Here is a 12606-nt window from a genome sequence, read left to right on the forward strand (position 1 = left end):
GGGAGCAGCCGGAGCTGGGAGCGACGGAGGAGCGAGCCGCGGAGGCTGCGCGGGCGCAGTACCTCACCCCCGAGTTGCCTGTCGTTGTGTTCGCGTCAGCTGGTGGTGAAGCGGAGCGACAGCGAGGCTGCCGCGGCGTGGAGCTGGTAGCGGTCCGGCAGCGCCGGGCCGCAGGAGTTGGAGCCGATCCCCGCCTGAGCCAGGTCCAGCGTCACGTACGTCGTATCGCCGGCGACCAGGTCAGGTGCGTGCTTCGCGTTGGCCAGGTCGGCAGTCGTCCAGTCGCGGACGGTCAAGCCGAACAGGTCGGGCGCCGCCTCGACCCGCAGCGAGTCCAGCTGGGCCCAGCGGGTGTCGATGCGGTGGCCGTTCTCCTGCGGACGCACGTACGGCGTCTGCAGCTCGGCCACCGTGCCGGAGTACTTGCCGACGGCCGCAGCGTTGCGGGTGTCGACGTACGCCTCACTCGGGCCGGTGCCGAACCACTCGACCCGGCCGACCGTCGGTAGCTCGAAGGTGATGCCGAGCCGCGGCAGTGTCGCCGGGAACTGCCCGTCAGGCTCCACCGACAGATCCAGTACTACGGACCCGTCCTGCCCGTGAGTCCACCGCCAGGTGGCAACCAGCCCCCACTGCAACGCCGGCGGCGCCGTCCTGGTCACAACCTCCCAGGCACCGTCGACCAGCCCGGCCGACACCACCCGGTGCTGCACCCGGTGCAGTCCCGCTTCCTTCCAGGTGTCTGCAACCCCCGGAATCACGTCGTTGTCGATCGGCGCCCGCCACACGTCGAGCCGCAGGTTGTTGATGCCCAGCGAGGCGACTCCGATGCCGTTGGCCCCGGCGATGACGTCCTCCCCGGCGTCTCCGCGCGCGTGCCGCGCCTCGCCGCCTTCGGCGACATCGGCGGAAGAAAGAGAAGAGGAGGCCGCATCAGCAGCGTCGCCGGTGCCAGTGCCGCTGCCGGTGCCGTCGCTGGTGCCAGTGCCGTTGCCGGTACTGTCGCTGGTGCCGGTGCCGGCGAAGGCCGCCGCGCCCGCTTCCTGCGTCCGGGCACCGACGTGGCGTGCGCCTGTCGGCTGGTCCAGCCGGATCTGACCCCAGGCGACCCGATGCCCAGCCTCCGCCCAGGCGGTCGACTCGGTCAGCTCCGCCGTGACGGTTACCCACGTCTCCGGCTGAGCCGACTCAGCGAGGATGGCGGGCGGCAACTCCACCGACACCGACGTACCAGCAGCAACAGCCGGTACTGCGAGAGTCCCGCCGCCAACCCGCTCGCCGCCGACCTCGGTGACGATCCGGAAGGTCAGGTGGCTGGTGTCCAGCACCTCGTACCGGTTGGCGATCGTGACCCCGGCAGCGTCACCGGAGATGACCAGCGGCTCGATCACCTTGATGTACTCGAGCATCCCCGGCGTCGGCGTCCGGTCCGGGAACAGCAGCCCGTCGCAGACGAAGTTGCCGTCATGGATCTCCTCGCCGAAGTCCCCGCCGTACGCGTAGAACTCCTGGCCGTCGGCCGAGGTCCGCAACCCGTGGTCGATGAACTCCCAGATGAATCCACCCTGGCAGCGCGGGTACTTCTCGAACAGCGCGTGGTAGTCAGCCAGCCCGCCCGGCCCGTTGCCCATCGCGTGCCCGTACTCGCACAGAATGAACGGCAACCCGCGGTACAACGACGGGTCCTCGCCGATCCGGGTGACGTCCTCCGGCGACGTGTACATCTGCGAGTACACATCGACGAACTCCGCCTGGGTGTCCCGCTCGTAGTGCACCGGCCGGGACGGATCGCGATCATGCGCGAACGCGTACATCGAGCGCAGGTTCTCGCCCATCCCGCACTCGTTGCCGAGCGACCAGATCACGATGCTCGGGTGGTTCTTGTCCCGCTCGACCATCCGCCGCATCCGGTCGACCAGGTCGGCCTCGAACCGCGGGTCCATCACCGGGTTCGGCAGCTTCGGCGGCTCGGGCTCGTAGCCGAAGCCGTGCGTCTCCAGGTCGCACTCATCCACGACGTACAGGCCGTATTGGTCGCACAGGTCGAGGAAGTGCGGGTGCGGCGGGTAGTGGCTGGTGCGGACCGCATTGATCCCGGCCCGCTTCATGATCAGCACGTCGTCGAGCATGTCCTGCTCGGTCAGCGCCCGGCCGCGGTCAGGGTGGAACTCGTGCCGGTTGACGCCGTTGAACAGCACCCGGTTGCCGTTGACGGTCAGTACGCCGTCCGGGATCGCCACGGTGCGGAACCCGACCTTGAGCCGGACCTCGCCGCCCTCGGTCCGCAGTACGGCGTCGTAGAGCCGTGGGCTCTCGGCACTCCACGGCTCGACCGCCGGCACCGGCGTCTCGAACCCGGTCGGGAACTCCAGCCCGAGCTCCTCGACGACGACAGTGCCCGGTACGTCGGAGTCGACCTTCAGCGTGCCCGCGCCATCGGCGTACGTCACGTGCACGAACACGTCAGTCGGCGCCTGCGGCGCGAGGCCGAGCAGATTGACCTCGCGGAAAATCCCGGACAGCCACCACATGTCCTGGTCCTCGACATAGGACCCGGCCGACCACTGGTGCACCCGGACGGCGATCCGAATTTCCTTGCCCGGAGCAACCAAATCCGTGAGATCGAACTCACTCGGCAGCCGCGACCCCGAGGACCAGCCGACCGGAGTGCCGTCGACGAACACGGCGAACCGCGAGTCGACCCCTTCGAACCGCAGCACCACCCGGCGTCCATCCCAGTCGGCCGGCACCGTCACGGTCCGCGCGTAGTCGCCGGTCGGGTTGGCCGTCGGCACATGCGGCGGATCGACCGGGAACGGATAGTCGATATTCGTGTACGCCGGTGCGCCGTACCCCCCGAGCTGCCAGTGCCCCGGCACCACGATCGTGTCCCAGCCCGAGGTGTCGGGCTCCTTCAGGTCGTCCGGCGCCTCGGCCAAGCTGGGCGAGAGCCGGAAGCTCCACTCCCCACTGAGCGACACCCGGGCGGAATCGTCGTCGAGCCGGGCTCGCGGGGCCAGCACACCCGCACCCGAGGCGAAGTCTTCGACATAGCTGTGGTCGTAGGTCACAACCATCGACCCTACGACCGATTTGTTCACAAATCCACATCAGCGAACAAATATGGACAGGCTTTCAGGAACCTTGTGCTGACTTACCCGGCATTTGCACCTTCTCCAGCCCGAGCCACCCCGCCATCAGCTCGAGCTCGGCCGCGAGCGGCTCAGCGAAGTCGGGCGCTCCCGGCTCGGCGGTGACGGTCGGACCGAGCAGGGTGGAGTTCTTCCGGTCGGCCTTCAGATCGACCCTGGCGACCAGCCGGTCGCCGAGCAGGAACGGCAGCACGTAGTACCCGTGCACCCGCTGAGCCGCCGGCGTGTAGATGCTGATCCGGTAGAAGAAGTCGAAGAGCCGCTCGGTTCGATCCCGATTCCAGATCAACGTGTCGAACGGCGAGAGCAACGCGCGCGCCTCGACCGCCCGGTCCGTCGCGGTCGACCACCGATAACTCTGCTGCTTCACCCCGTCGACCCGCACCGGCACCAGCTCGCCGCCGTCCACCAACTCACCGATCACCTGCCGAGCTGTTGCTACAGGCAACGGATAGTGTCCCGACGCGCCACACAACTCTTTAGCTGTGGCGATCCCGAGGTTCCGCGCCGAGCTCCGCACCAGCTCGCGCCGCGCCTCATCGGCGGTCAGCTCGGGCGCACGCAGTACCGCGTCCGGCAACACCCGCTCGCTGAGGTCGTACACCCGCTCGAAGTTCCGCCGCCCCGCAATCGCCAACTGTCCGGCGCAGAACAGGTACTCGACCGCGATCTTGGCATCCTGCCAGTTCCACATCGTCCCGGTGCCCGGATCCGGATCAGGATCACTGCGCTTCCGCCGTACGCCGTCCGGGCTCGCCTCCCCCGCCGTCATCGGCCCACCATCAGCGATCCTGGCCAGCACCTCACCCACCAACCCCGGCCGCTCCACACTCAACCGCCGCATCCCCACCACCACCGCCCACGGCACCGACACCTCGGGAGCCGGCGGTTCGTCCCACCGCTGCCGCTCCACCGCCCGCATCCGCCACCGCACCAACGGATACCCCTGCACCGGCAGCAAACTCGCCTTGTGCGCCCAGAAGTACTCGAACAACTCCCCCTGCGCGACCATCCGATCAAGCGTCGCCCGCGAGTAGTCCCCCACCCGCGAAAACCCCGGCAGGTACTGCGACCGCACCAACACGTTCACCGAGTCCAGCTGCAGCACTCCTAGCCGCCCGACCACCTGCCGAAGGTGCCGCACATCTGCACGCCGCGGCCGAGCCTCCCCGAACCCCTGAGCATTCAACGCAATCCGTCGCGCGGCATCCACCGAAACCGACTCACCAGCCAGTGCCATAACCGGAACCTATCCCTCTCCGGTACCAGGCTCGTGGCGCTGGGCGCCACCTCGCCTCCGCCTGGATGCTGACGCCGATCGACCCGCCTGATGCGAGCAAGCACCCGCGCGACCTGCGCTGTTTCCCGGATGCAAATGCCGCCAGGACCGGCTCGTGGCGCTGCGCGCCACCTCGCCCACGCCTGGATGCTGACGCCACCTAATCCTTCGATCGGGAAGAAGCCTGAGGCTGCTCGAACGATCCGAGCACCTCGCTACCGACGATCAGGCGACCAGTGGACCTACCTCAGGCCTCAGCCGAGAACCAGGCGTTCATCACCGAAGTCAGCGACGATCTCGAGCTTGCCGCCGATCGCTTCCACGTACTTACGGATGGTGCTGAGCTCGGAGCGAGCCAAGTCGCCTCGCTCGATCTTGGACACCGCGGTCTGGGTGACATGCAGCCGCTCAGCGACCTCGACCTGGGTCAGCCCATGCTTCTGGCGAACGTCAGCGAGCCGGTAGGCACGGATCTCATCGAGCGCCTCCTCCCTGAACGCGGCCAACTCAGCCTCATCCTGCGGCGTACTGACGAACTCGCTCCGTACTTCGTCATGCCTGCGATATTTCATCTTGTTTCCCCTGTTCTGCCGAGCGCTCAGCCGGCCGACGCAAGCGGCGGACGCCGCACGCATCGCTCAGTTCTCCTTCAGTTCAATCAACCACTCGTCGTACAGGTCGTCGGCTATCGGAATGCGCTGCAGGTACCACGACTCCCAACGATTCACCTTGTCCCCACCAAGCAACAGCACGGCCTGCCGAACCGGATCGAAGGCGAACAGCACCCGGATTGTGCCACTTCGGATCTCCTTCAGATTCGAATGTCGCGATCCTTTGATCGTTTCCACCACCGGCCGGCCAAGGCCAGGACCGTATTCAGCTACCAGACCCACCCGAGCAAGTAGCCGAGCTCGCTCAGTTGGAGGCAACTGCCGCAACCACTCGTAACAACAGTCGGTGTAAACAACTTCGAACACTGCCACCAACCCTAACACCTAGAGGTTCTAGAACCTATAAGTTCTATCACTCTTCGGCCGGTCTCCGCGAAGTCGACCTACGTCTGCACCTGCCAGACCTCGGTAGCGCCACCCACGATTCGGCCGGGAGGTGACTCGAAGTACGTTCAGACGAAGGAGAAGTGGCATCCATCTCCAACGAGGCGGACCGAGCACAGGCTCTCAGCCACGCGCGGCCCGCCCGCCGCGCCTCCCCAGTCCGAGGTGACGCGGAGGTCACGAGCCTTACCCACTGCCGGATCTCAACCGCTCAAGGCACCCGGCACCCAGCCTGGGCTGTTCGCATCAGGAGATCCATCGGCGTCAGCATCCAGGCGGAGGCGAGGTGGCGCCTAGCGCCACGAGCCGGGTACGGCGCCAACCCTCCCGCGCTCGCAGCACCCACTATGCATCCCTCTGGTCCGAGGTGACGCGCAGCGTCACGAGGCGACAAGTCGCCGACTGCCAACTAGCCGCGGTTGTAGGCTCACGCGCTGTGGCTGGTTCGCATCAGGAGTTGGTTGGCGTCAGCATCCAGACGAAGGCGAGGTGGCGCCCAGCGCCACAAGCTGTACCCCCTGCCGGATCCCAACCGCTCAACACACCCGGCGCCCACCCTGGGCTAGTCGCATCGGGGGATTCATCGCCGTCAGCATCCAGGCGGAGGCGAGGTGGCGCCCAGCGCCACGAGCCGGGTACGCCGTCGCTCGCGGCACCCACCTCCGCACGCTCTCTGCTCCGAGGTGACGCGCAGCGTCACGAGACGACAACAAGCCGCCGACTACCGACTAGCTGCGGTTGTGGGCTTCCGCGCCCTGGCTAGTTCGCATCAGGAGTTGATCAGCGTCAGCATTCAGGCGGAGGCGAGGTGGCGCCCAGCGCCACGAGCCGGGTACGGCGAAGGAGCGAACAAAGGTAGGCCGGGCAAGCGCACCCGCAGAAAACTAAGCGCTGCAGTCCTTACAAACCCCAACCAGCGCAACCTGCTCCGGAGCCAACCGAAACCCCTGCTCCCGCAGCAACTTCCGCCGCACCGGGTCCAAAATATCCCCCGCCACATCCACCACAGTCCCGCATTCACTGCACCTCAAATGCAAATGAGGCGCAGCCAACTCCCCAGCCAGGTGATACGTAGTACCAGCCCGCCCCAAGTGCACATGCGTAACCAAACCGAACTCACCCAGAGCATCCAAGGCCCGGTAAACAGTCGCCCGATGGATCCCCGGCCGCAGCTCCTCGGCTCGTTCGCCGATCTGCTCGGCGCTCAGATGCTCGTCGGTGCCGGCCAGTACCTCGACCACGGCGAGCCGGGCCGGGGTCACGCGTTCGCCTCGTTCTCGGAGGCGTTCCGCGGTGACCTCGGCCGGGCTCTTCGTGGTACCGGACATCAAGCCTTCTTGGCGGCAGTCTTCTTAGCGGCGGTTTTCTTCGCCGCGGTCTTCTTCACACCCGAGGTCTTCTTCGCCGCGGTCTTCTTCGCAGTAGCACCGGTCTTCTTCGCGGCCCCGGTCTTCTTGGCGGCGGCCTTCTTCGCCGGCGCCTTCTTCTTCACCGGACCACGTGCCCGCTTGTCGGCGAGCAGTTCGGCCGCGCGCAGCAGCGAGATGGTGTCTACCGAGTCGTCCTTGCGCAGTGTCGCGTTGGTCTCGCCATCGGTGACGTACGGGCCGAAGCGGCCTTCCTTCACCACCACCGGCTGACCGGACTCCGGGTCCTCGCCCAGTTCCTTCAGCGGCGGCGCGGCGGCTCGCCGGCCACGCTGCTTCGGCTCGGCGTAGATCTTCAGCGCGTCCTCGAGGGTGATGTCGAACATCTGGTCCTCGGTCTGCAGCGACCGCGAGTCCGTGCCCTTCTTCAGGTACGGCCCGTAGCGCCCGTTCTGCGCGGTGATCTCGTCACCGGACTCCGGGTCCTTGCCGACCACTCGCGGCAGCGACAGCAGCTTCAGCGCATCGGCCAGCGTGACCGTGTCCAGCGCCATCGTCGACAGCAGCGAACCGGTCCGCGGCTTGGCGCTCTTCGGCGCGTCCTCCGGCAGAACCTCGGTCACATAAGGCCCGTAACGACCCGCCTTCGCGACCACCTTGAGACCGGTGTCGGGGGTCGTCCCGAGCTCCAGCTCAACCCCTGATGGCTGCGACAGCAACTCGCGCGCACGGTCGACAGTCAATTCGTCCGGCGGCAGATCCTCGGGCACGTTCGCCCGGGTCTCCTCCGCGCCTTCGACGTACGGCCCGTACCGGCCGACCCGGACGACGATCCCGCTGTCCGCGTCGCCGACCGGGAAGGTCGACATCTCCCTGGCATCGATGTCGCCCAGGTCACTGACCATGGACTGCAGTCCCTCGACGCCCTCTTCACCGAAGTAGAACCGGCCGAGCACGCCCTCGCGCTGCAGGTTCCCGGCGGCGACCTCGTCCAGCACGTCCTCCATCGAGGCGGTGAACGCGTAGTCGACCAGCCGGGTGAAGTGCTCCTCGAGCAGCCGCACGACGGCGAAGGCCAGCCAGGCCGGCACCAGCGCGGTGCCCTTCTTGTAGACATAGCCCCGCGCCTGGATCGTGCCCAGGATCGAGGCGTACGTCGACGGCCGGCCGATCTCGCGGTCTTCCAGCTGGGCGATCAGCGTCGCCTCGGTGAAGCGGGACGGCGGCTTGGTCTCGTGCCCGGAGGCGAACACCTCGGTGGCCGGCAGCACATCGCCCTCGGCCACGTCCGGGATCTGCGTCTCGCGGTCGTCGGTCTCGTGCGACGGGTCGTCGGCACCCTCGACGTACGCCTTCAGGAAGCCGTGGAAGGTGATGACCCGGCCCGACGAGGTGAACTCGCAGTTCTCCCCGGTCGAGGCCTTGGCGTCGATCTTGATCGAGACGCTGTTACCGGCCGCGTCCTTCATCTGCGACGCGATGGTCCGCATCCAGATCAGCTCGTACAGCCGGTACTCCGAACCGCTCAGCCCGGTCTGGGCCGGCGTCTGGAAGTGCTCGCCGGCCGGCCGGATCGCCTCGTGCGCCTCCTGCGCGTTCTTCACCTTGGAGGTGTAGACGCGCGGCTTGTCCGGCAGGTATGACGCGCCGTACAGCTCGCGGACCTGGGCCCGGGCCGCGGTGATCGCGGTGTCGGACAGCGTGACGCTGTCCGTACGCATATAGGTGATGTTGCCGTTCTCGTACAGCCGCTGCGCGATCTGCATCGTCTGCGAGGCGGACATGTTGAGCTTGCGCCCGGCCTCCTGCTGCAGCGTGGTGGTCCGGAACGGCGCGTACGGCTTGCGGGTGTACGGCTTGGACTCGATCGAGCGGACCTTGAACGTCGACTCCTGCAGCGCCGCGGCCAGCGCGGTGGCAGTCGCCTCGTCCAGGTGGACGGTGTTCTCGCCCTTCAGCTCACCGGTCGAGGCGAAGTCGCGGCCCTGGGCGATCCGCCGGCTGTCCACCGCGACCAGCCGGGACGGGAAGATCCGCGGCGTCTTGCCCTCGCCCGCGTCCAGCTTCGCGTCCAGGTCCCAGTACGACGCCGAGCGGAAGGCGATCCGGTCGCGCTCGCGATCGACCACCATCCGGATCGCGACCGACTGCACCCGGCCCGCCGACAGCTTCGGCATGACCTTCTTCCACAGCACCGGCGAGACCTCGTAGCCGTACAGCCGGTCCAGGATCCGCCGGGCCTCCTGGGCGTCGACGAGCGCGTCGTTGATCTGCCGCGCACTGCCGACCGCGTCCTGGATCGCCTTCGGCGTGATCTCGTGGAAGACCATCCGCTTGACCGGGATCTTCGGCTTCAGCTCGTCCAGCAGGTGCCACGCGATGGCCTCGCCCTCGCGGTCCTCATCGGTGGCCAGGTAGAGCTCGTCGGCGTCCTTCAGCAGGTCCTTCAGCTTGCGGATCTGCGCCTTCTTGTCCGCCGGTACGACGTACAGCGGGTCGAAGTGGTCCTCGATGTTGACCCCGAGCCGTGCCCAGGGCAGGCCCTTGTACTTCGCCGGGATCTCGTCGGCGCCCTTCGGCAGGTCGCGGATGTGGCCGAAGCTCGACTCCACCACGTAACCGGCGCCCAGGAAACCGGCGATCATCCGCGCCTTCTTCGGCGACTCGACGATCACCAGTCGGCGCTGACCAGCAGCCGCCGTCGACGACGTGCCGGCCGATTTCTTGGTCCCTGTTGCCGCTGCCACTGCGCTCCTTGCCTGTCAACGCCGTCAATGCTTCAGTGATGCCTCAACCCTGCAGCCGGATGCCTTGTTCCCCCGAACAACAAAACCGCACCGTCCGAGGACAGAGTACGGCCGACAGCAACGCATTTCTCAACGCACGGTAACCGCTCGGGGCGCCACCGGCCTCATCAGGGTTTCAGAAACCGGCCGAAAAACCCGCTCAGCGCGAGTCGCGTGAAGCTCACCGAGCTCTCCGGATCGACCGTGCCGAGCCCCTCGGTCAGCACGTCGGCCGGGATCCCCGAGGCGCGCGCGAGGCCGGGCAGCGAGAACTGATAGTCACCGAACGACCCGTGCCCGCCGGCCGGCAGCAGCGACTCCTGCTTCCAGCCGCGCTGCTGCGTCCAGAAACTGGACCAGGTCGGGTCCGTACTCCGGGAATGTCGCCCGCCGCCGACCAACAGGAACGGCCGGTCGAGTCCCCTCCTGGACACCTCGCTGGGCCCGTCACCATCCGTCAGGCCGCCGTCGAGGTTCGCCCCGACGTCGATCCGGCGGTCCACGAGCATCGCCGAGGCGGCCGTCGAACCGCCCATCGAGTAGCCGAAGACGCCGATCCGGTTCAGGTCCATCTTGCGGCTCAGCCGCCGGGGCAGCCCGGGCAGCGAGTCGAGGACGAATCTCACATCGGCCACCCGCGTGTCCGTGGCCTTCTTCGCCGCACCCGGCTCGTCCCACGGCACGTGCGCGCCCACCACCCGGCCGCCCGGGAACTCGACCGGCGCCTCCCCGGTGTGGTCGATGGTCACCACGATGTACCCGCGACTGGCCAGCTCCTCGACCTGGTTCGTCCCGATCACCCGGGACGCGCCTGAGCCGGGTGAATAGAGCAGTACCGGGTGCCGCCCACACGGCTTCGCGGCGACCCGGGCATGCGTCGTACTACCGGCCAGGTCGACCCGCGTCCCCGGTAGCCCTAGATAAGAGGTCATCTCGGTCCCGAGCGCAGGCGCGACACCCGGCTGCGCGTACGGCGCGTGCTCGCGGTGGGTGGACCTGGTCGGGTACCAGACGCTGATCATCAACTCCCGCCGCTTCCCCGGCTCCCACGGGTCCGCGCGCCGCTGATCCGTGAGGTGCACCTCCGTGGTCCCGATCCCGTACGGCCCGATCGGCGCCGGCAACACCACCCGATACGGCGTACTGGCAGCAGCCGCCGGACCTGCACTGGCCGCAACCGCCGAAACCGGAAGCCGGGTCACCGCGACCGGCACCGCGAGCACCGCCAGCACCGCGACGGAGGTCGCCAGAGCAGCTACGAGGGTTCGGCGCGGCATCATCCACCCACCCAACCCGACCGGCCGCCCCGGCGAATCGTCCTAAGGCGTGATTCCGAGTCATCCCTAGGTAGCACTCAGCGACGTGCTCACCGCACGAACTGGACCTCCGGGAAGTCCTTGGACTCCTTCTCCAGCAGCGGCTGGGACCGGTCCTTCAGGAAGCGGTCGAAGAAGGCGGTCAGGTAGGTGCGCTGGGCCAGCAGCATCCGGTGCCGGTCGAGGATGCCGGAGACGTTCGCCTGAACTTGGGTCGCGCCGGCGTCGTCGTCGGTGAGCCCGAAGAAGACGTCGTAGAAGAAGAACTGGTAGTCGGAGAAGCCGAGGTGGTTCGTGCCCGGCAGTTGCAGGTTGAGCTTCCAGTTCCGCTGGTTCTTCCAGAACGCCGCCCACGACTTGTCGTAGGTGGCCGGGTTGGCGGGATCGGTGCGCTGGCTGCCGTCCGAGCCGAACAGCAGGAACGGGCGATCCAGACCCTTCTCGGCGGCCGGACCGAGCGGGCCTTCCTGCATGTCATAGGCCAGCGTGCCGTCCAGGTCCGCGCCGGCCCTGATCCGTCCGTCGACCGCGATCGTGTTCGCCGCCGTGTGACCGCCGGCCGAGAAGCCGAACATCCCCACCCGGCGCAGGTCCAGCGCCTGCCGCAGGCCGGACGGCAACCGGCGCCGATCGACATCCGGGTTGAGGCCACGCCCGAGCAACGTCAGCTGGTCGAGCACGAACCGCGTGTCCGCCACCCGGGTGTCGACGAACGCCTTGGTCTCGGCTGCGGTCGGCACCAGGATGTCGGCGCCCGGCACGAACCGACCGCCCGGGAACTCGACCGGCCCCTCGTGCGTGTGGTCCATCGTCACGACGACGTACCCGCGACTGGCCAGCTCCTCCACCTGGGCGGTGCCGTAGAACCGGCTGAGCGGGAAGCCCGGCGAGTACAGGACGACCGGGTGCCTGCCCAGCTCGGCCGGTACCTCGACGCGGGCCTGGGTGTCGCTGTTGGCGAAGTCGAAGAGCGGCTCCTTCAGGCCGAAGGCCGCCTTCGACAGGCTGCGGCTCAGCACGTCCGCGGTCTTCGGTGGCATGTACTTGGCGAACGGACCCTCGGCGCGCGACCGCGCGGGGTACCAGACGCTCACCATCAGCTCCCGCCGCCGGCCCGGGGCGCTCTCGTCCCGCCGGGCCCGGTCGACCAGGTGCAGCTCGATCGTGCCGATCTTGTGCGGCCCGGTCGGGGCGGGCACGTGGATCTTCGTCGGCGGGTACGTCGCGGTGGTGGCCGCGGCGAGCGCGTTACCGGTCACCGGGCTGCGGCCGTGGTCCCGCTCGTCGACCGGATAGGCCTGTGCCAGCGCGGGCGTCGACAAGATCAAGCTCGCTGCCAGGCCGGCGGTGACCACCCGGCGGCGGCTGAAGCTTTGATAGTTCGTCATGCGAATCATCGTCGCTGCCCCGCCGGTCGGCGCGGATCCCCCACTCGGTGGAGACCCCGTCTCAACTTCATGACGACCAGTCCGCGCCGAACTAGTGACAGGCGCGGGCCCGGTGGGTTATCAATAGCGCAATCCTGTTCATAGATGCATGAAGTGAGGCACTCGTGAGCATCTTTGTCCGTGTTAAACGTTCAGTAGTCATCGCCGGGACATCCCTGGCCTTAGTCGCGGGTGCCCTGGCCAACGCCGTCGGCCCCGCCAGC

8 protein-coding genes are annotated in these 12606 nt (G+C 67.8%); all 8 read right to left on the bottom strand.

Translation table 11 applies throughout. The features are described from left to right. Positions 1 to 95: 95 nt before the first annotated feature. The 8 genes from AB0P21_RS28980 to AB0P21_RS29015 all read right to left on the bottom strand — a co-directional run bounded on the left by AB0P21_RS28980 (position 96) and on the right by AB0P21_RS29015 (position 12343). Complete coding sequence (locus tag AB0P21_RS28980; protein ID WP_363700391.1) at positions 96 to 3071, bottom strand: glycoside hydrolase family 2 TIM barrel-domain containing protein; 2976 nt, start codon at positions 3069 to 3071, stop codon at positions 96 to 98. 64 nt (positions 3072 to 3135) lie between these two features. Beyond that, the gene (locus tag AB0P21_RS28985) at positions 3136 to 4392 is read right to left on the bottom strand and encodes a crosslink repair DNA glycosylase YcaQ family protein (RefSeq protein ID WP_363700392.1); all 1257 of its coding nucleotides are present in this window, start codon (positions 4390 to 4392) and stop codon (positions 3136 to 3138) included. A gap of 293 nt (positions 4393 to 4685) precedes the next feature. Then, complete coding sequence (locus AB0P21_RS28990; RefSeq protein ID WP_363700393.1) at positions 4686 to 5003, bottom strand: XRE family transcriptional regulator; 318 nt, start codon at positions 5001 to 5003, stop codon at positions 4686 to 4688. 66 nt (positions 5004 to 5069) lie between these two features. Continuing rightward, entirely contained in the window at positions 5070 to 5414 is a 345-nt protein-coding gene (locus AB0P21_RS28995) for a type II toxin-antitoxin system RelE/ParE family toxin (RefSeq protein ID WP_363700394.1), read from the bottom strand. A 956-nt stretch (positions 5415 to 6370) separates the two neighbouring features. Beyond that, positions 6371 to 6814, bottom strand: coding sequence for a Fur family transcriptional regulator (locus AB0P21_RS29000; protein WP_363700395.1), 444 nt, complete (start codon positions 6812 to 6814; stop codon positions 6371 to 6373). Then, positions 6814 to 9528 (bottom strand): type I DNA topoisomerase, encoded by a 2715-nt coding sequence (gene topA / locus AB0P21_RS29005; RefSeq protein ID WP_363701257.1) that lies wholly within the window; start codon positions 9526 to 9528, stop codon positions 6814 to 6816. The genes AB0P21_RS29000 and topA overlap by 1 nt, the downstream gene beginning before the upstream one ends. Positions 9529 to 9767: 239 nt before the next feature. Continuing rightward, positions 9768 to 10919 carry a hypothetical protein gene (locus tag AB0P21_RS29010; RefSeq protein WP_363700396.1) on the bottom strand — a complete coding sequence of 384 codons (1152 nt, stop codon included), beginning with the start codon at positions 10917 to 10919 and terminating at the stop codon, positions 9768 to 9770. A gap of 86 nt (positions 10920 to 11005) precedes the next feature. Further along, positions 11006 to 12343, bottom strand: a complete 1338-nt coding sequence (locus AB0P21_RS29015; RefSeq protein ID WP_363700397.1) for a hypothetical protein — start codon at positions 12341 to 12343, stop codon at positions 11006 to 11008. Positions 12344 to 12606: the final 263 nt, after the last annotated feature.

Source organism: Kribbella sp. NPDC056861, from assembly GCF_040687575.1.
GTDB lineage: Bacteria > Actinomycetota > Actinomycetes > Propionibacteriales > Kribbellaceae > Kribbella.